Origin of the sequence: Gracilibacillus sp. YIM 98692 (assembly GCF_010993965.1) — a bacterium.
In the GTDB taxonomy this organism is placed as follows: Bacteria; Bacillota; Bacilli; order Bacillales; family Amphibacillaceae; genus Gracilibacillus.
The window spans coordinates 85,263-103,962 of sequence record NZ_WIXM01000006.1; the positions used below are offsets into that span (position 1 = coordinate 85,263).

19 protein-coding genes and 1 pseudogene are annotated in these 18,700 nt (G+C 34.9%); 1 reads left to right on the forward strand and 19 read right to left on the reverse strand.

Translation table 11 applies throughout. The features are described from left to right. Nucleotides 1-74: 74 nt before the first annotated feature. The 19 genes and pseudogenes from GHD00_RS08135 to prsW all read right to left on the reverse strand — a co-directional run bounded on the left by GHD00_RS08135 (nt 75) and on the right by prsW (nt 17,470). A complete protein-coding gene (locus GHD00_RS08135; protein WP_163537657.1) occupies nt 75-857 on the reverse strand; it encodes a CheR family methyltransferase in 783 nt (260 codons plus the stop codon). A 32-nt stretch (nt 858-889) separates the two neighbouring features. Further along, the gene (gene ndk / locus GHD00_RS08140; RefSeq protein WP_163537776.1) at nt 890-1,336 is read right to left on the reverse strand and encodes a nucleoside-diphosphate kinase; all 447 of its coding nucleotides are present in this window, start codon (nt 1,334-1,336) and stop codon (nt 890-892) included. A 20-nt stretch (nt 1,337-1,356) separates the two neighbouring features. After that, a complete protein-coding gene (gene hepT, locus GHD00_RS08145) occupies nt 1,357-2,328 on the reverse strand; it encodes a heptaprenyl diphosphate synthase component II (protein WP_163537658.1) in 972 nt (323 codons plus the stop codon). A 20-nt stretch (nt 2,329-2,348) separates the two neighbouring features. Continuing rightward, the gene (locus GHD00_RS08150) at nt 2,349-3,056 is read right to left on the reverse strand and encodes a demethylmenaquinone methyltransferase (protein ID WP_163537659.1); all 708 of its coding nucleotides are present in this window, start codon (nt 3,054-3,056) and stop codon (nt 2,349-2,351) included. Then, on the reverse strand, nt 3,053-3,844 hold the full coding sequence (locus GHD00_RS08155; RefSeq protein WP_163537660.1) for a heptaprenyl diphosphate synthase component 1: 792 nt from the start codon (nt 3,842-3,844) through the stop codon (nt 3,053-3,055). Before GHD00_RS08155 ends, GHD00_RS08150 begins: the two co-directional genes overlap by 4 nt. A gap of 195 nt (nt 3,845-4,039) precedes the next feature. Beyond that, nucleotides 4,040-4,312, reverse strand: coding sequence for an HU family DNA-binding protein (locus GHD00_RS08160; RefSeq protein WP_163537661.1), 273 nt, complete (start codon nt 4,310-4,312; stop codon nt 4,040-4,042). 387 nt (nt 4,313-4,699) lie between these two features. Next, nucleotides 4,700-6,178, reverse strand: a complete 1,479-nt coding sequence (spoIVA, locus tag GHD00_RS08165) for a stage IV sporulation protein A (protein WP_163537662.1) — start codon at nt 6,176-6,178, stop codon at nt 4,700-4,702. A gap of 967 nt (nt 6,179-7,145) precedes the next feature. Continuing rightward, a complete protein-coding gene (locus tag GHD00_RS08170) occupies nt 7,146-7,871 on the reverse strand; it encodes a hypothetical protein (RefSeq protein WP_163537663.1) in 726 nt (241 codons plus the stop codon). A 21-nt stretch (nt 7,872-7,892) separates the two neighbouring features. Beyond that, nucleotides 7,893-8,078: a DUF2768 family protein gene (locus tag GHD00_RS08175; RefSeq protein ID WP_163537777.1), complete on the reverse strand. Its 186-nt coding sequence runs from the start codon at nt 8,076-8,078 to the stop codon at nt 7,893-7,895. A 219-nt stretch (nt 8,079-8,297) separates the two neighbouring features. Then, nucleotides 8,298-8,558 carry a stage VI sporulation protein F gene (locus GHD00_RS08180; protein WP_163537664.1) on the reverse strand — a complete coding sequence of 87 codons (261 nt, stop codon included), beginning with the start codon at nt 8,556-8,558 and terminating at the stop codon, nt 8,298-8,300. Nucleotides 8,559-8,616: 58 nt separating this feature from the next. Then, the gene (locus GHD00_RS08185) at nt 8,617-9,657 is read right to left on the reverse strand and encodes an NAD(P)H-dependent glycerol-3-phosphate dehydrogenase (protein WP_163537665.1); all 1,041 of its coding nucleotides are present in this window, start codon (nt 9,655-9,657) and stop codon (nt 8,617-8,619) included. A 14-nt stretch (nt 9,658-9,671) separates the two neighbouring features. Next, nucleotides 9,672-10,982, reverse strand: a complete 1,311-nt coding sequence (gene der / locus GHD00_RS08190; protein WP_163537666.1) for a ribosome biogenesis GTPase Der — start codon at nt 10,980-10,982, stop codon at nt 9,672-9,674. A 132-nt stretch (nt 10,983-11,114) separates the two neighbouring features. Continuing rightward, a complete protein-coding gene (locus tag GHD00_RS08195; protein ID WP_163537667.1) occupies nt 11,115-11,714 on the reverse strand; it encodes a YphA family membrane protein in 600 nt (199 codons plus the stop codon). Nucleotides 11,715-11,862: 148 nt separating this feature from the next. Beyond that, on the reverse strand, nt 11,863-13,005 hold the full coding sequence (gene rpsA, locus GHD00_RS08200; protein ID WP_163537668.1) for a 30S ribosomal protein S1: 1,143 nt from the start codon (nt 13,003-13,005) through the stop codon (nt 11,863-11,865). 98 nt (nt 13,006-13,103) lie between these two features. Beyond that, nucleotides 13,104-13,682, reverse strand: a complete 579-nt coding sequence (locus GHD00_RS08205; RefSeq protein WP_163537669.1) for a lysophospholipid acyltransferase family protein — start codon at nt 13,680-13,682, stop codon at nt 13,104-13,106. Beyond that, entirely contained in the window at nt 13,682-14,356 is a 675-nt protein-coding gene (gene cmk / locus GHD00_RS08210; protein ID WP_163537670.1) for a (d)CMP kinase, read from the reverse strand. The genes GHD00_RS08205 and cmk overlap by 1 nt, the downstream gene beginning before the upstream one ends. A gap of 130 nt (nt 14,357-14,486) precedes the next feature. Continuing rightward, nucleotides 14,487-15,821 (reverse strand): germination protein YpeB, encoded by a 1,335-nt coding sequence (gene ypeB, locus GHD00_RS08215; protein WP_163537671.1) that lies wholly within the window; start codon nt 15,819-15,821, stop codon nt 14,487-14,489. Between the two features lie 17 nt (nt 15,822-15,838). Next, on the reverse strand, nt 15,839-16,642 hold the full coding sequence (sleB, locus tag GHD00_RS08220) for a spore cortex-lytic enzyme (RefSeq protein ID WP_163537778.1): 804 nt from the start codon (nt 16,640-16,642) through the stop codon (nt 15,839-15,841). A gap of 151 nt (nt 16,643-16,793) precedes the next feature. Next, nucleotides 16,794-17,470 (reverse strand): annotated as a pseudogene (prsW, locus tag GHD00_RS08225) (glutamic-type intramembrane protease PrsW). 92 nt (nt 17,471-17,562) lie between these two features. On the opposite strand from prsW, the gene GHD00_RS08230 reads away from it, so the two are divergent. Beyond that, nucleotides 17,563-18,528 carry an asparaginase gene (locus GHD00_RS08230; protein WP_163537672.1) on the forward strand — a complete coding sequence of 322 codons (966 nt, stop codon included), beginning with the start codon at nt 17,563-17,565 and terminating at the stop codon, nt 18,526-18,528. The last annotated feature ends 172 nt before the right edge of the window (nt 18,529-18,700 follow it).

Below are 18,700 nucleotides of genomic sequence, written 5' to 3' on the forward strand. Positions count from 1 at the left end.
GTATCCCCCCGTAAATTTTATTTTTTGTACTACTATACCACAGCTTCAAGTAAATGTAATGATAGATTAGAAATTTATTTGGATCTGCTTATCTTTTTATAAAAAAATGTATCTAATACTGTTAAGTCATATTTCTCAGGATGGAAAATTTGTTCTGTGCTGCCAACAAAAAAAATCCCATTAACCGTCATTGCTTCTCTAAATTTTTGATAAATTTGCTCTTTTGCTTGGTCTGTAAAATAAATGAGTACATTTCTACACACAATCAAATCCATTTGTTTAGGAAATTCATCTGCAAGTAAGTTATGTTTTTTAAAGGTTACCATTTTTTTGATTTGTGGGCTTACGAGGTAAGAAGAGCCTTCCTTATGGAAGAATTGGTCTAACATCACCTTCGGAACTTCCTGTAATGCTCTTTCACTATAAATGCCTTGTTTAGCTCGTGCAAGAACATTAGAATCAATATCTGTTGCTAATATTTCTATTTCATTAGAATTCCAAAATTGTTGAGCAATCATCGCTAATGTATAAGGCTCTTCTCCTGTAGAGCAAGCTGCACTCCAGATTTTGATTTTTTTCTTTTGTTTCACTAAATCTGGGAATAGATCCTTTTCCAAAACTTTCCACCTGCTAGGGTTTCGATAAAACTCAGAAACATTAATGGTTACTTTATCCAAAAATTCATGTAACAACTGTTGATCTTTTTCTAAAGCTTTAAAATATTGTGAAAATTCTGTAAAACCACGTTTATTCCGAAGCGATGTTAACCTTCGTTTCATCTGTGCTTCTTTATATAAAGACAAATCCAATCCTATCAAAGAATAAATTTGCTTAATAAATGTCTGATAATCCTCCATCACTTTTCCCCTACAATTCATCTACTTCAATCTTAGGATAACCAGTTATCTACATCTTTCTTATACGAAACTAGCTCCTCTTTATCAAAAAACAGGTTTATTTCTCTTTCGGCACTTTCTGTGGAGTCAGAGCCGTGAATAATATTACGCGACATGACTACACCATAATCTCCACGAATCGTCCCTACTTCTGCTTCTTGAGGGTTTGTTTTACCCATCATTTTCCTCGATGTTTCAATAACCTTTTCCCCTTCCCAAACCATAGCAAAGACAGGGCCTGATGTAATAAAGTTTACAAGATCGTTAAAAAACGGCTTATCTACATGTTCTTCGTAATGTTTTTTAGCAAGGTTTTCTGAGATCGTCATTAATTTAGCAGCAACTAATTTAAACCCTTTTTTTTCGAATCTGCTTACAATATCACCAATTAAATTACGTTGTACCGCATCCGGTTTAATCATTAAAAAAGTCTGTTCCATCATTTATCACCTCATAATTTTTAGATTTTTCGTTTTCCAATATAATTTGCGATATGTTCGAGAGCATGTTTCGCTTTTTGATCTGGCAGTACCTTTAATGAGTCATATGCTTTTTGTAAATATTGGTCACTCACCTTCCTTGCTCTATCTATTGCACTAGAATGAGCGATTCTTTGAATAATAGGCTTTAACGCCTTTTCATCTAATTGATCTAATTCCAAAAATACTTTTGTTAAATCCTGTTTAATGGTATCATCTTCTAATGCATAAAGAGCAGGTAAAGTAATATTTCCTTGCATTAAATCACTGCCGGCAGGCTTACCAAGTTGTTTCTCCGATGCTGTAAAATCTAATATATCATCTATTATTTGGTAGGACATCCCCATATTATACCCATACCTATACAAAGCTTGCTCTGTTTCACGAGAAGCATTTGCTGCAATCGCACCGATCTGACAACTTGAAGAAATTAATAATGCTGTTTTTCGGCGAATTCGACGTAAGTATGTGCGCAGGTTTTGCCTTAAATTATACTTATCTTTGATTTGTTCAATTTCTCCAACTGTTAATTGAATCATCGTTTCAGACAAAACTTGGTGTGCTCTCTCATTTTTGATTTCAGATAATTGTTCCAAGGCACGTGCAAAAATATAATCACCGGTTAACATTGCAACTTGATTATCCCAGCTAGCTTTCACTGTAGGCTTTCCTCTTCGTATGTCAGAATTATCAATCACATCATCATGTACTAAGGAAGCCATATGTATGAGTTCTAATGAGCTAGCTACCTTTTTTATCTGCTCTACTTGATAGTCACCAAACTGTGCTGCTAATAGAACAAAAACAGGCCTCAACCTTTTTCCTCCTGCCTTTAATAATTGTAAAGCAGCTTCCTTCATAACAGGTTGATCTGCGTTTATGGTTTTTTCTAAAGTTGCTTCTATTTGATTTAAGTCTTTTTTAATAAATGCATAAGATTTAGCAAGCTTCATATTGTCACCTTTACTTCTTTCTATCTTTTTACTCCCATATGCATGGCCGCAACACCACCTGTATAACTTTTAACTGTTAAATTTCGGAAGCCAGCCTCTTCAAATAACTTTTTTAACTCCTCTTTTCCAGGGAAGTTTTTGGCAGATTCATGTAACCATACATATTCTTGATAACTTTTCGCGAAAATCTTTCCGAATAATGGCATAATATTTTTAAAATAAAAATAGTAAAGTTGCTTGTATATAGGGAACGTTGGTTGAGATGTTTCTAAGCAAACTACTTTTCCATTTGGTTTTACAACTCTATACATTTCTTTTAGTACTTGAAAGTAGTCTGGTACATTCCGTAATCCAAACCCAATAGTTACATAGTCAAACTGATTATCATCAAACGGAAGTTCCATAGCGTTCCCATTCAGAAAAGTCAGATTACGATAATTATATTGTTGATTTCGTTCTTCTGCTACAGATAACATATTTTTACTAAAATCTAAGCCTATAACTTCTCCATCTTTACCAACCTGACCTGCTAATGAAAAGGACCAGTCGCCAGTTCCGCAACATACATCTAAAGCTTTTGCCCCTTGTTTTACTTCCATTCTCTTCATCACATCATTACGCCATTTCTTATGTCTTTGAAAAGAGATAATAGCATTCATCTCGTCATAATTATTATAAATCTTCTCAAATACTTGATGTACTTTTTCTTCTTTTGATCGATTTCTCATTTTGATAGTCCTTCTTCCATTAATGAACTTGATGATTGAATAAAGTCATATATGTTATACATGTTAAAATCATGAAGAGGTTGTAAATATGCTGGAAGATTTGATGCTAATATTTCTAATTTGCCTGTTATTTTATCGATCCATTCTGTAAAGTGTTTATCAATAAGTTCTATCGTAAGTGGTTGTTTGACATTGTTTAATATTAGTTCATGAAAAAAAGTAAGCTGATTTTGCTGTATGAGATAACGTTCATACTTTAATTTCATTAACATTAACCAATTTTCTATATATTCAAAGTGTTCAGCTTTTTCCATATAATGTGCTACATGTTTTATAATCATTGATTCTACCTTTATAAAGTCCTGAAAAAAATCATTCATTTGCTCATATTCATGGTAATAAACGGATAACTTCAACTTGGTTATATCTTTTATACCTCTTGCTAATGCTGGAATAAAATCTCTATTGCCATGGTGTGCCAATAAATGATAATAAATACCAGAAAAATAGTCTCCTGCTAGAACCGTTAGCTGCTGACCTTTAAAAAGTTTCGTTGAACTATGTTTATATTGCTTGTCTACTCGGTCATGTGTATTTAAAGCAATTTGTACAAGCATAGCAGACAAAAGTAATGATTCTTGTTGATCATTCTCCTCTGTAAGCACATGTAAAGCTAAAACCTTATACTTTTCTATTGTAGGTTGATCCAAGTATAATTCTAAATACTCATAACTCGTATATTGGTTCAACTGTTTTATATATTTATCAATCGTTTCATTATGCCGCATCGGGTATTCACCACAATTCTACATTTATGTACTTTACTATATTAACATAGATTATCATCGGTTTTCATCTAACAAATTTCATTTACCAATATTCTTATAAGTATTTCCATAGTTTTTTATCATATGCAGTGCATTTGTTTACATATTGAAAAAAGGGTGCAATCATGCACCCTTTATAGCCCATATGTAAATATCTTATTTTACGATATCTTTAAGGGCTTTACCCGGTTTAAAAGCAGGAACTTTGCTTGCTGGAATTTCGATTTCATCCCCAGTTTGTGGATTACGCCCTTTACGTGCAGCACGTTCGCGTACTTCAAAATTTCCAAAGCCAATTAGCTGTACCTTTTCACCGTCTTTAAGTGAATCCATGATAGATTCAAAAACTGAATCTACAGCTTTTGTTGCATCTTTTTTAGACAATTCGCTTTTTTCGGCAACTGCATTAATTAGATCTGTTTTGTTCATGATATTCACCTCCTCCCAAAATAAGCTATAAAACTTAAACTTTTAAACACCATTTTTATAGCTAATTGTCATCATAGGTTGATGACAAGGCTTATAATAACTGAGATTCCGTATAAATTCAACAATTATCAGCATTTTCTAGTAGAAAAAATCTCCAATAAACCTAATTACTTGTGAATTAACAAAAATACTAACATACGTTTCCTAGGTATGCAAGTGTTTTCAAACATTGATTTTATAGGGTTTTACGCATGTTAAGTTTAATTATAAAATCCTTATTGGAATTTATTCACTATTATGGACAAGTAATGCTAGTTTTATACAAAATAAAAAAGCGTAATGCCTTGTGCATTATCGCTTTTGAACTAAATATGATGGGATACTTTTTTAAAGTATAATGGCAATAAGTCCTCCTGACCCTTCATTAATGATTCGTTCTAATGTATCTTTTAATTTAAAACGAGCATTCTCTGGCATTAAAGACAGTTTTGCTTGAATCCCCTCACGCACTATAGAGCTTAAGGACCTTCCGAAAATATCTGAATTCCAAATAGATAACGGATCCTCTTCAAAATCCTGCATTAAATAACGCACGAGTTCTTCACTCTGCTTTTCTGTGCCGATAATTGGGGCGAACTCGGATTCAACATCCACACTTATCATATGAATAGATGGAGCAACAGCTTTTAACCGAACTCCAAAACGTGACCCCTGTCTGATAATTTCCGGCTCTTCTAAACTCATATCTGTTAATGCAGGAGATGCAACACCATACCCCGTTTGTCTTACCATTTTTAAAGCATCAGAAACTTGGTCATATTCTTTCTTTGCATTCGTAAATTCCTGCATTAATTGAAGCAGATGATCTTTTCCTCTGATCTCTTCTCCCACAATCTCTTTTAACACTTGGTCATATAATTCATTAGGAGCATGCAGGTCAATATCGGCGACACCCTCCCCCATTTCAATACCGGCAAGTGCCGCTTGTTCAATATAGTCATATTGATCGAATTGTCCGATTACATGATCTACATCTCTTAATCTTTTAATATCCTTGACAGTCTCCTCAATGGCTGATTGATAGCTTTGTCTTAACCAATGCTCTTCATCTAAAACCAATACCCAACTTGGCAAATTAACATTTACCTCTAGTACTGGGAATTCATAAAGAGCCTCTCGTAAAACATTGTTAACATCATGCTCTGACATGCTTTCCACGCTCATTGTTAGGACTGGGATATCAAACTTTTCTTGCAGCTCTTGTCGCAATAATTCTGTATCTTGATGATATGGCTGAACAGAGTTAACGATCATAATAAATGGCTTTCCAACTTCTTTTAATTCTTCCACAATACGCGCTTCTGCTTCTACGTATTCATCTCTTGGAATCTCACCAATAGTCCCATCAGTCGTTACAACAATTCCCATTGTCGAATGTTCTTGAATTACTTTTCTGGTTCCAATTTCTGCAGCATCATGAAAAGGTATAGGCTCTTCATACCATGGAGTATGAATCATTCTAGGTCCATTTTCATCTTCAAACCCTTGCGCTCCATTTACTGTGTAACCAACACAATCAACAAGCCTTACATTAACCTCCAGTCCTTCTTCTACTTCTAAATGCACCGCTTGATTCGGTACAAACTTTGGCTCAGTCGTCATAATCGTTTTCCCTGCTGCGCTTTGAGGTAATTCGTCTTGAGCTCTTAATCGATCACTTTCATCTGGGATGTTTGGTAAAACAGTTTTTTCCATGAATTTTTTAATAAATGTTGACTTTCCTGTCCTAACGGCTCCTACAATTCCAAGATAAATATCTCCATTGGTGCGTTTTGAAATATCCTTAAAGATATCTACTCTTTCCAAGTGATCCCCTCCCGATCTATTAGACCTAATCTACACTCGAATCATTGACAGTTTTATTCTATGATGTTGTCCTATTAAAATATGCTAAATAATTAGCATATATTTTTCTGTTGACTCATGAAAGATAAGGTAGTATTCATTTACTCTTAAAGTTATGAAAGGAGATAATCAAATATTCCATTATTTTTTACATAATAAAAAAACTCATTTTCTAAAAGGTTTGTTACTTTTCAAAATAAAAACCTCATGCACAATAAAACATATACTACGACGTAATCCTATCATGACTTTCTAACATTCTTTCTTAGATGAGTGCTAGTCCGGCGCTGTGGAAAAACACTCGCTTTCCGGGGGCTGTACCTCAGCCAGGGAGCTACTTGAAATAACATCTTTGCTCCCTTGCACCGAGGAAGCCTACTACGAAGCTTTACTAGAAGACGCAGGTGCATCCTGTGGGATCTTCGGAAGCTACTCTTCGAAGCCACTGAAAAAGTGTCCATTTTGAAAATCGCACAACACTCACCCACTATATATAGTTATTCCAGTTTATTAAAGCTTTTATATATAGTAGGTGTTTGAGTTGACTTAAACAATTTAGGGACTTTTTCAGTGACCTCCTACTCTTCCCCCAGGAGTCTCGCACTTTTCCACAGCTTGTGTGAGTTTTCGTATTTAGTAAGAAAAAATTCTAGTAGCTTTTATATATGATGCGTTTGCACAAAAAATTCACCATCCTAACAGCGTAGGAAATATACGTAGAATCCTGCTCAGAACACGAGCTGAAAATCCCGGAGGCAGCGGGGGTCTGCCGAGGAAGTTGAAGCCGCGCCCGTGGAAAGTGAAGTATATTTCCGAAGCGTCATTTAAACTCTCGCCCCACAGTATTGCGCAGTTTTGTTCTACTGTGAAATAAAACAAAGAATGAGAAAAGAGGCAAAAAAATAAGAACTTGTACAGGTACAAGTTCTTATTCATTCAGCTCTGGAGCAAATACTGGCTCATCATTTTTTATTGTATATGGAACAGAATATGCAGGGACTACAGCATGATGATCTGTTATAATAGAGCGAATATCTTCCCCTTCTTTGTATGAATGTTCTTCATTTTCTAATAATGGATATAACTCCATTCGATAATCAATGGTTAACTGACCATCCGTATCTATGTAGATAGGCAAGTTTTTATCTGAATATGGACTCTTGATATATGGATCCTCATCTAAATTTAATTCCTGTTCATCTAGTTTATATACAGAATTTGCAACTTTCTCACCAAATGGTGGGTATACGTGCTCACTTCGATAAACATTTAATCTCTGTTGTACAATTCTTATTTCTTCAGCTATTCTTAAATCAATCACCTTTACAGTAGGATTTGTTTCCACATCGATTAAGACATATTGATAACTCCCGCCATTTTCAAATGCAGTTCCTGGTATAGTCTGTAATAATCCTTGTTGTTTTAATAAAGAAAAGTCAATAATGTACTTTTGGTAGATGGGGGTGTCACTTTCCTTTGTGAAAATAGGTAGCAATCCATTGTTTTGTGCCGCATATTGATCGATTGCTTGTTGTACCATTTGTAATTGTGCATCGTTTGCTATCTGATTTTTACTAAGGTTTTCTGATGGGTACATACATCCTGTTAACAATAATAATATGAATATAGTACCTGTTAAACACTTATGTACCATTTGCTTTCTAATTCCTCCCGCTTATGCTGTTGGCCCACTTAATACAACAAATGCTATAATAATGCCTCCGATTATGAGGGAAATATATGCAAAAAAAGCAACAATAAAGGATAATAACCCTTTTAATTTATATCTGCTTAATAAAATTAACCCGATTGATAAAAGGAGTGCAAACATCCCAATAAAGGATATCCACATCTTCATCATTGGATCCAATTACAGCCATCCTCTCTAAAATTATTAAATTTATTATATCATAAAGCATTTCATTTCCATATGATCACGAAATAAAAGGCCGAAGTAGAAGGGGCAAAGTCTACTTCGGATTGACTAAATAAATACCCAGTGACACCCTGAAAGTGAATGCTTGTGCGATTTATCATATGCGAAGCAATCTATTATTGCATCCTCAAGTGCCTATAACAGTTACTTTTTAAAGAATTTATTTAATGTATTCATATCTGCTGGCATATTATTTTTTGTAATGGCTTGAACAATCTTATCTTCCTTTTCTTTTGAAACTGGCTTTCCTGCCATTTGTGCAAGCTGTCTCACCAATTTTCTAACAGTAATTTCATTAGAAAAATCAGCATTTTGAACCGATTGAGCAACTTTTAGAATTTCGTCTGGATTTATATTAGAATTTTTACTAATTTGCTCAAACATCTTCTGTTTTTTATCACTCAACTTCATTCCTCCTTACAACATCATTCAATGGTATTGTATGCAAGGAAGAAGGAAACAGTTAATGTGAATATTTATCAACTAAAACAGAAATAATGTCTTCTACTTCATTAGTTCGAGTCCGTGCCATTAAATGATCAACGACATCCTTAGGGGTTTTATGGTTAAAAATCACATCAAATATGCCATTGGTGATAGGCATTTCAACTTGTTGTTGTTCGGAAAGCTGATGAACAGCCTCTGTTGTTTTTATTCCTTCAACGATCATCCCCATTTGATCTAAAACTTGGTCTAAGGCATAACCTTGCCCTAATAAGTTACCTGCACGCCAATTTCTGCTATGTACACTAGTACATGTTACGATCAAGTCACCAACACCAGAGAGACCAATAAATGTTAATGGGTTTGCACCTAATACCGTTGCCAAACGACTTATTTCTGCTAACCCGCGAGTAATCAGAGCTGCTTTTGCATTATCACCATATCCTAAACCATCAGATATGCCAGCACCCAGTGCTATGATATTCTTTAATGCACCACCTAGTTCTACTCCAACAACATCATTACTTGTGTATACGCGAAAGTATTGGTTCATAAATAAATCCTGTGCAAATTGCGCATGTTCTTCATGAAGAGCACCTGCCGTCAATGTTGTCGGGTGTTTTAAACTAACCTCTTCTGCATGACTAGGACCTGATAAAGCAACGATACCCTCTAATAATGAATCGTCTAATTCTTCCTGTATCATCTCTGAAACGCGATAATGTGTATTTGGTTCAATACCCTTTGTACCGTGTATAATCATCATACTTTTATCTAAGACATGATTTAACCGTTGGCAAGTTTCACGAATAGCCTTTGTTGGCACTACTATGATAATCGCATCGACATTTGAAATAGCTTTCTCTAATTCATCGAATATTTGTAAATCCTTTGGCAATATAATATCAGGTAGGTATTTTTCATTTTTACCTGTAGTTATCATTAACTCTTTTTGCTGCTTATTGTGAGTCCATAAACGTACGTCATGTTTGTTATCAGCTAAGACCATCGCAAGCGCTGTTCCCCAACTGCCTGCACCCAATACTGCCAATTTTGCCATACTTGTTCTCCCCTCTAACTTCGCTTTCGAGCATAAATTTTAATAGGTGTACCCTCAAACCCAAAGGCTTCTCTTATTTTATTTTCCAAAAATCTTTCATATGAAAAATGCATTAAATCAGGATCATTAACAAATACAACAAAGGTCGGAGGTTTTACGGCTACCTGAGTGGCATATAAAACCTTCAGTCTTCTGCCGTTTTTAGTTGGTGTTGGATTAATAGCTAATGCGTCCATGATTACATCGTTAAGTACATTTGTCTCTACACGTTTTGTATGATTTTCACTAGCCTCAATGACTTTAGGTAAAAGTGTATGAATTCGCTTTTTTGTGGTTGCAGATAAGTAAACAATAGGAGCATAGTCCAGAAATTGAAAATGCATTCTAACCTTCTCTTCAAATTCTTTTATAGCATGTTCGTGTTGTTTAATTGTATCCCATTTATTCACAACAATAAGAACCGCTTTCCCTGCTTCGTGTGCATAACCTGCAATTTTTTTATCTTGTTCAATAATACCAGTATCTGCATCGATAAGTGTTAGAACGACATCTGACCGTTCAATTGCTTTTAGTGCCCTTAGTATACTGTATTTTTCTGTAGTTTCATAGATTTTTCCTCTTTTTCTCATTCCTGCTGTATCAATAATGACAAAATCACGATCATCCTTAGAAAAATTGGTGTCAATTGCATCCCTCGTTGTTCCGGCGATATCACTGACAATCACTCTTTCTTCATTCAACATGGCATTGACTAATGATGATTTTCCAACATTTGGTCGTCCAATTAAACTAAAATATATGGTATCTTCCTCTATAGGATTTGGATCTGTTTCTGGAAATAAATCCACTACCTGGTCTAATAAATCTCCTAAACCAAGACCATGTGTTCCAGATATCGGATATGGTTCACCAAATCCTAAAGCATAGAATTCATAGATCTCTTCTCGCATCTCTGGATTATCTACTTTATTCACGCCTAATACTACTGGTTTATTCGATTTGTACAAAATTTTTGATACTTCTTCGTCAGCTGCGGTGATTCCTTCTCTTCCATTGACGAGAAAAATGATAACATCAGCTTCTCTAATAGCAACCTCTGCTTGTTCTCGCATTTGTATTAGAAGTGGTTCATCCCCAATTTCAATACCACCAGTATCAATTAAATTAAATGTGTTGTTTAACCATTCTGCTTTCGCATATATTCTATCTCTTGTTACCCCTGGAATATCTTCCACAATCGATATACGTTCTCCTACTAATCGATTAAAAATGGTTGATTTTCCAACATTCGGCCTTCCAACGATAGCAACAACAGAATTTCTCATGAAGGCACATCCTTCCTCATATATTTCATGTTTGATTTACTTAACTAAGTTACCATAAAGTATGTAAAATAGACAAGTTCCGCCTTATATTTAAAGTTAACACAAATATAATCATGTTAACAAAAGAACCCTTCAGTGTATCCATTTTTTCTTCACTTCTACCCATTTCACTAAGTTTTCCACTCGTATAAGAAAAAGTCTCCAAACATAATGTAACACTAATAAAATGAGAACTAACGTATACAACAGAAAAAATCGATCACTATTAATACCATATAGTAAATAATAGCTACTGCATATAGCATTATATAAAATTTGACCTAAAGACATCCCAATACTCCAAATCACAACCTGTTTGGCAAAAGATTTAGATGCAAGTTTTAACACCAGATAACCGATCAACACGCCAAAAAAATAAAACAGCGCTTCACTTACAATCGGACTGGTTAATTTCCATAAAAAATAAATAACGAATAAATAGCAAATGAAAAAAATATAGACGTATTGTTTGATCGGAAATCTATAATATACAAGTAAAACAATAGACAAACCAAGTAAAAACAGTGTAGAAATATTAATAGGTATTTCAAAAACGATTAATTGATAGGGACTGGTTGTAATTAAGGTTAAGATGGTGAGTCCATAAATCGTTCTTGTATACGATTTATCCATGTAAAAAGTGACGACACACCATAGTATCCATAATAACCATATATAAATATATCCACTCATTGTCATCACCTTTACCATTATGGACACTATAACAAATCTTAAACTTACAAATAGCGAAATAAAGAAAAAGGTGTTGCATGTTAAAATAACATGCAACACCTTAATGATTAAAGAAGAGTTAGTTTGAAGTATACCGTACATTTACATATTAATTTTTATACTTATCAAGTTTATTTCCAATCATATCTCCTAATTGAAATCCAGATTGATCCTCATCATTTTCATATTGTTTGATTTCTTCTTGTTGTTTCTGTCCTTGTAATTCCTTGATACTCAGTGAAATTCTCTTTTCAGATTCATTCACATCTAATACTTTCACTTCCACTTTTTGTCCAACTTCTAACACTTCACCAGGTGTTCCGATATGTTCTGCTGCAATCTGTGAAATATGAACAAGACCTTCTACTCCAGGTAATACCTCTACAAAAGCACCAAAGCTTACTAGACGTTTAACCGTTCCTTCTAAAATATCATTTGGACTAATTTTTTCTTCTATATTATCCCAAGGTCCAGGTAAAGTCGCTTTATGTGATAGAGAAACACGTTCATTTTCCTTATCAACAGAAAGTACTTTTACTTGGATAGTATCCCCTTCTGTGACAACTTCTGAAGCTTTTTCAACATGAGTATGAGCCAACTGAGATATATGTACTAAGCCATCTAAACCACCTATATCTACAAATACACCAAAGTCTGTTATTCGTTGAACAGTACCTTCGATTTCTTGTCCTTCTTCTAAACGGTCTAAGATCTCTTGTTTCTTCTTCAGTGCCTCATCTTCTAAAACAGCTCGATGAGATAAAATAATACGGTTTTGGTCTTTATCTAACTCTACTATCTTTAAAGTTAATGGCTTGTCCTGGTAATCAGCAAAATCTTCCACATAATGTGTTTCTACTAAAGAAGCTGGAATAAATCCTCTAACTCCAACATCTACTACCAAGCCACCTTTTACTACATCTTTAACTGTGGCTTCAAACACTTCATTATTATCAAATTTCTCTTGTAGGTTTTCCCATGCTCGTTCTGCCATCACTGCTTTCTTCGATAGGACTACCTCTTCATCTTCCAGCTTTTTCACTTGTAGATCTAGCTCATCACCTTCTTGTACTACATCTTTAGCGGTTTCAATTCTGAGCGGGGAAAGTTCACTAATAGGAACAATTCCTTCCACTTTGTAGCCGATGTCCACAAGAGCGTGTTTCTCTTCAACCTTAACCACTTTCCCTTTTACAATATCTCCTACGGAAAGCTCCTTAATCTCAGAAACTTCTTGATTCATTTCTTCCATGACAAAGACCTCCTTCAAATTCCAACACAAAAAACAAAAATGTGCTTTTTTCTAACTTCTAACATTTAAGCAAATTTGTCAAGTTATAAACAATGAAGTTAGAAATTTTCTTTGATATTTTTGATTTCATCCATAATTCTGTCAGTCACTTCTTGTGCTGATAACTTTTCGTTTCTTATCGAATTCATATCAATCGGTTTGCCATATACAACATATAATGGTTCTTTACTTCTATAGTCGCCAATAATGGCACAAGGAACAACCTTTGCTTTTGATCTTAAAGCAAAGAAGCCAGCACCTGCTAAACCTTTTTTTAGCTCTCCCGTTTTACTCCTTGTCCCTTCAGGGAACAGGCCTAGCACCTTCCCTTCCTTTAGAACATCCAGGCCCTTTCTTAAGGCATTTCGGTCCTTCATTCCTCTCTTAATTGGGAATGCATGAACATTTCTCAATATAAATCCAAAAATTTTATTTTCAAACAATTCCTCTTTAGCCATAAAATGTATATCTCTTGGACAGGTCATACCTACTATAGGAGGATCATAATTCGAAATATGATTAGAGCAAATGATAACAGGTCCTGTTTGGGGAATATTTTCTTTTCCAACTACTTTAACACGATATTTTGGCTTCAACCATGACTTTACAATAAATTTCGCAAAAGTATAAAAACTCATTATGCTTTCTCCTTATATTGTTTTACTAATTGTAAGATGCGTTGTGTCACTTCATCTATATCAAGCGAAGTCGTATCAATCTCGATAGCATCATCGGCTTTTTTAAGCGGAGATACTTTTCTCTCTGAATCCATCTTATCACGTAACTCAATGTCTTTCCTTAATTGATCCAAATCTGACGGAATTCCTTTTTGAAGATTTTCTTGATGCCTTCTCATAGCCCTTTCTTCTACGCTTGCTATAAGGAACACTTTAATCTCCGCATCCGGCAAAACAGAAGTGCCAATATCTCTTCCGTCCATTACAACGCCTCGGTTCGCAGCTAACACTTGTTGGCGATGAACCAATTCCTTTCGAACAGAAGAGATAGAAGCTATTTTTGAAACATGATTCGTGACATCAGTTGACCTTATTTCTTCAGTAATATTTTTTTTGTTTACATAAACTTGTTGATTTTGATCAAGTGATATCGTAATACTATGCAGTAATTCGATAATTGAAGATTCGTCATTTATATCCAGTCCCTCTTGTAACGCCTGATAAGTAAGTGAACGATACATCGCACCCGTATCAATATAAATATACGCTAATGCTTTTGCAACTCTCTTAGCTACTGTACTTTTTCCAGCAGCAGCAGGGCCATCGATTGCTATGGCTAATGGTAAATCTGACATTTAAAGCTTCCTTTCCATATTCTTTTTTCATATAGCAAAAATCATGTTTTAAGATACTTTGCATCGACTAAAGTTATCTCTACATCATTATCTCAAAAAAAGAAGAGAAGGAAAAGTGCTTTCCTTCTCTTTAATCATATTTCATTTCAGCTTTTTTTAGTTTCTCAACCCGTTCTTCTCGTCCATCTTCAGCGTTAATAAATATTTTGTACGTATCTTGATTTAATTGTCCTAAAAATGCGTAAGCAAGTATTTCCTCACCTAAATCATTTTCGATAACAGCTAAGTGGTGCTCTTGTATTTTTAAGTTAGGGTTTACCTTTTCTTTTGCTTCCTCTTCACTTAAACTTGCATCTGCGATGGTTCTATCATGATGGTTCTCGAAGAAATCCTTTGCAACAAATCCAATTACTTCACCATCATCTAAAGCTACTTTTACCTGGATTGCATCAGGATATATTAAAACATCATCTGAACTTGGAACAAAGTGAAACACACCCACATTGTCATATTGATTACTTTCCAACAATTCTACTTCATCAAAATTATGCTCATGTAAATATTCTTGTGCTTTATTCATCCCTTCGTGCAGGCTTATTTTTTTATCATTCACTTCTCTGCTGATCATGATTTGAATCGGATAACCTCCCTGCTGAGTTAAATCTACATATCCAGAACGGTTATCTCCATGATATGAACCACTATACAAAGGTACATCAGCACCTTCTCCAGTAGAAGCAATGTTAAACTCTGTATCATTTTCTACTTTAAGCAGTTCTTTCATTTTTTCTTCTGCTTCGTTTTCGCTTATTTTTTCTTCACCTAATGAGCTATACGAATCTTTCTTACTTGATGTTCCCATTAAGCTAGCATTTAATTGCCCTTCAGAGTATCCTTCCACCGTTTTTTCTACTGTTTGAAATCCGTCTATAATGGTATTATCGGCTTGCTCCTCATTATCAACAAGGGCTAATTGAACATCCATCCAACGTAAATTATCAGTAAGTACCATATTTTGAACTTTTCGCAATTCTGATTCAATCTCACCTGACATTTGATACAGGGAGTCCAAAGTTTCTACTTCTTCTTCACTTAAAGGTTTTTGTTCTAAGTCGCGAATAGCTGTTCTATAACTAAAATCACCCATTTGTGATAAAAACTCTTCTGTTTTATTAAATGGCATCAAAACAAGTGGCAGCTGACCAACATCACCATGTGCCAAAGAGGTTAAGCGCCAAATCTCAGCAAGTTGTGGTGACAATTGCTCTCTAGTATTCATCGCTAATGTAGAACCAATTTTATCATGTAACAAATCCATGTGATAAGCTAAATCATGGAAAGACCGTTGATAGCTATTTTCCGCTTGAATTAAAATAGCATTTTTTTCTTGATGTTCTTTATACCCCCACACTGCAACACCAATTACAGCAATACTTAAAAGAGTTATTAGTGTCCATCGAAGCATCAAATACACCTCCTAGATTACTTACAGAATATATGTTTACCAATCCTTTTTATTTGCGGTCTTGACCAGATCCAATCAGAGGTGGCTGTGTCTGGATTAAAGTAATATAAAGCTTCTCCGGTTGGATCCATACCATTTATAGCATCTAAAACAGCCCTTCTGGCTGAATCATCAGGTGTTAACCAAATCTGACCATCACTGACTGCTGTGAACGCTCTAGGCTCAAATATGACTCCCGAAGCCGTATTTGGAAAAGTCGGGCTTTCGACACGATTTAAAATGACAGCCGCAACGGCAACCTTTCCTTCATATGGCTCCCCTCTTGCTTCACCATGAACTGCATTTGCCATGATTTTTATATCATTTTGAGAAAAACCTGCTGGAATGTTAACAGCTGTCGGTTCTATCGGTTCACCTGTCTCATTACCAGGTGTATCATTCGGGTTAGCACCCTGATTTTCTGCTTGATTATTCGGTTGATCAGTTTGTTGTTGATTATCCATGCCACCATAATGGGTAAAGTCATTACCTTGTTGTATTTGTTCTTTCACATACGCTTTATCATACTCACTAGCTTGGACTAATTTATCTTTCGTTTGTCTCCCAGCAAGACCATCTACTTCTAATCCAAACTCATATTGAAAGTTCCGTAAAGCCCAATACGTTCCCCAGCCAAAGACACCATCTATGTTTCCGTTATAGAATCCTAAATACTGTAATCTAGCTTGTAATTCTATAACATCTTCTCCAACAGCTCCGTGCTGAATAACTTGATCAGTAAAGCCTTGGATTTCTTTATGATCGGGACCAACGTAACTCATTGTTGTGAAAATGACGATAAACAGGACAACGAGCTTTGCATTTTTCACTATATTACCCTCCATCTTTTTATGATTCTTTGTGTAAAGATAGCTTTTATAAATGGAATAAAATTTATACATAAAAAAAGGATAAGGATGCTTGAAACATACCTTATCCTGATAATCGGGTGGTATTTACTTCAGATAATTCATTCGCAACCTTCACTTTACGCAGTCCTAATATCCAAAGCATAATCATAAACGGAACGAGTCCATATACCCAAAAGTTTGTAATAGATGCTATAATAAAATCGTAGGTGCCATGTAATACAAAGGGAAGGCATAATGCCAAGATGATATTAAAACGTTTAAGCTTGTCTTTACTGTTACATTTAGCTTTTCCTAAATAATATCCCATAATAACCCCAAACAAAGCATGAGAGGATACAGGAAAAATAGCTCGGCTGAAGGCAAATTCAATACCATGTGCAAACAAATATAAAATATTTTCAACAGTTGCGAAACCGAGACTTATGGAAACTCCATATACGATACCGTCATACACAGTTGTAAATTTAGAATACTTATAAGTTGTAAATATAAATATAAACCACTTAAAAAATTCTTCTAATAATCCATATATAAAATAGGATTCATAGAATGCCGATTGAGCAACGCCTTCTTCTTGAAAAGCATATTGAATGAACATTATTGGAAAACAAGTAATGCCCCATAAATAAAAGTACGTATAATGGCATGAATGGGCTCTAGTTCATATTCGTCCTTTAAGTAAAAAAAGGATAATAATGCAAAAGCTGGGGCTATAGATACAGAAAACAAAGCAAACAATAAATCACCCTCTTTCCCACTGGTCAGTTAGTTCAAATATGACTGGTCAGTCAAAAATGAATAAAATAAAAAAGTAATAGGTAGGTGCTAATATGAAAAAAATATTAATTGTACATACAGGTGGTACGATATCGATGGAAGAAGATCCATCCGGTCATGTTGTAGAAACCAAAAAACACCCATTATCTCATGTTGAAAGTCATATTTCCTGTCAAATCGAACAAGAGAATCTCTTTCATATACCATCACCGCATATGACTCCAAGCCATATGTTGGAATTGTCACAATTTATTAAAAGAAAGATTGCAAGTGAACAATATACTGGTATTGTCATTACTCACGGCACTGATACATTAGAGGAAACAGCATATTTTGTTGATCTATGTGTAAATACTGCTACTCCGATCATATTTACAGGTGCAATGCGATCAAGTAACGAAATTGGGGCAGATGGTCTATATAATTTAATCTGTTCTGTTTGTGTAGCAACTCATCATTCTGCACCAAACCGCGGAGTTTTAGTCGTGATGAATGATGAAATTCATACAGCGCAATACGTAACCAAAACATCAACTAGCAGTGTGGCGACATTCCAAAGTCCCCAATTTGGACCGATAGGCATAGTAACGAAGAAGGATGTCATCTTCTATGCAACTTTACCACAAACAGAATGTTACTCCATTGACTCCTTAGAAAAAGAAGTCATATTGTTAAAGACATTCTCAGGTATGCCTTCTTTCCTTCTTGATAACGTGCAAACGAACAGTGTAGACGGCGTCGTCATAGAAGGTTTTGGCCAGGGGAATGTCCCTCCATCCATTGTACCTTCGATTGAATCCCTTATCTATCAAGGGGTACCGATTGTTTTAGTATCTAGGTCTTACCAAGGTATGGTACAACCCAATTATGATTATCAAGGTGGCGGGAAATCACTAGAACAACTTGGAGTTATATTTGCAAACCAAATAAATGGACCTAAAGCAAGATTGAAATTACAAGTACTTCTAGAAAATGAATATACCAACCAACAATTAAAAGAAGTACTTTCTGCTTATTAACTAATACGTACTGATTTTATCACACCTTTTATAGAAATTAAATTCTATAAAAGGATGTTTCTCTTTTTTCATAAGTGGAAATTATTCAATAAAGAAAAACTTTGCTTATCGCTATGGGACTATGCTAAAATTTTATACTCATGTGCAAAAAGGCTATCACTGACTTTCTATG

Bases quoted from the DNA above. Each gene is read 5' to 3' on its own strand.
- GHD00_RS08135 (WP_163537657.1), bottom strand. From the start codon at position 857: ATGGAGGATTATCAGACATTTATTAAGCAAATTTATTCTTTGATAGGA.
- ndk (WP_163537776.1), bottom strand. From the start codon at position 1,336: ATGGAACAGACTTTTTTAATGATTAAACCGGATGCGGTACAACGTAAT.
- hepT (WP_163537658.1), bottom strand. From the start codon at position 2,328: ATGAAGCTTGCTAAATCTTATGCATTTATTAAAAAAGACTTAAATCAA.
- GHD00_RS08150 (WP_163537659.1), bottom strand. From the start codon at position 3,056: ATGAGAAATCGATCAAAAGAAGAAAAAGTACATCAAGTATTTGAGAAG.
- GHD00_RS08155 (WP_163537660.1), bottom strand. From the start codon at position 3,844: ATGCGGCATAATGAAACGATTGATAAATATATAAAACAGTTGAACCAA.
- GHD00_RS08160 (WP_163537661.1), bottom strand. From the start codon at position 4,312: ATGAACAAAACAGATCTAATTAATGCAGTTGCCGAAAAAAGCGAATTG.
- GHD00_RS08170 (WP_163537663.1), bottom strand. From the start codon at position 7,871: ATGGTACATAAGTGTTTAACAGGTACTATATTCATATTATTATTGTTA.
- GHD00_RS08175 (WP_163537777.1), bottom strand. From the start codon at position 8,078: ATGATGAAGATGTGGATATCCTTTATTGGGATGTTTGCACTCCTTTTA.
- GHD00_RS08185 (WP_163537665.1), bottom strand. From the start codon at position 9,657: ATGGCAAAATTGGCAGTATTGGGTGCAGGCAGTTGGGGAACAGCGCTT.
- der (WP_163537666.1), bottom strand. From the start codon at position 10,982: ATGAGAAATTCTGTTGTTGCTATCGTTGGAAGGCCGAATGTTGGAAAA.
- GHD00_RS08195 (WP_163537667.1), bottom strand. From the start codon at position 11,714: ATGAGTGGATATATTTATATATGGTTATTATGGATACTATGGTGTGTC.
- rpsA (WP_163537668.1), bottom strand. From the start codon at position 13,005: ATGGAAGAAATGAATCAAGAAGTTTCTGAGATTAAGGAGCTTTCCGTA.
- GHD00_RS08205 (WP_163537669.1), bottom strand. From the start codon at position 13,682: ATGAGTTTTTATACTTTTGCGAAATTTATTGTAAAGTCATGGTTGAAG.
- cmk (WP_163537670.1), bottom strand. From the start codon at position 14,356: ATGTCAGATTTACCATTAGCCATAGCAATCGATGGCCCTGCTGCTGCT.
- ypeB (WP_163537671.1), bottom strand. From the start codon at position 15,821: ATGCTTCGATGGACACTAATAACTCTTTTAAGTATTGCTGTAATTGGT.
- sleB (WP_163537778.1), bottom strand. From the start codon at position 16,642: ATGAGTTACGTTGGTCCCGATCATAAAGAAATCCAAGGCTTTACTGAT.
- GHD00_RS08230 (WP_163537672.1), top strand. From the start codon at position 17,563: ATGAAAAAAATATTAATTGTACATACAGGTGGTACGATATCGATGGAA.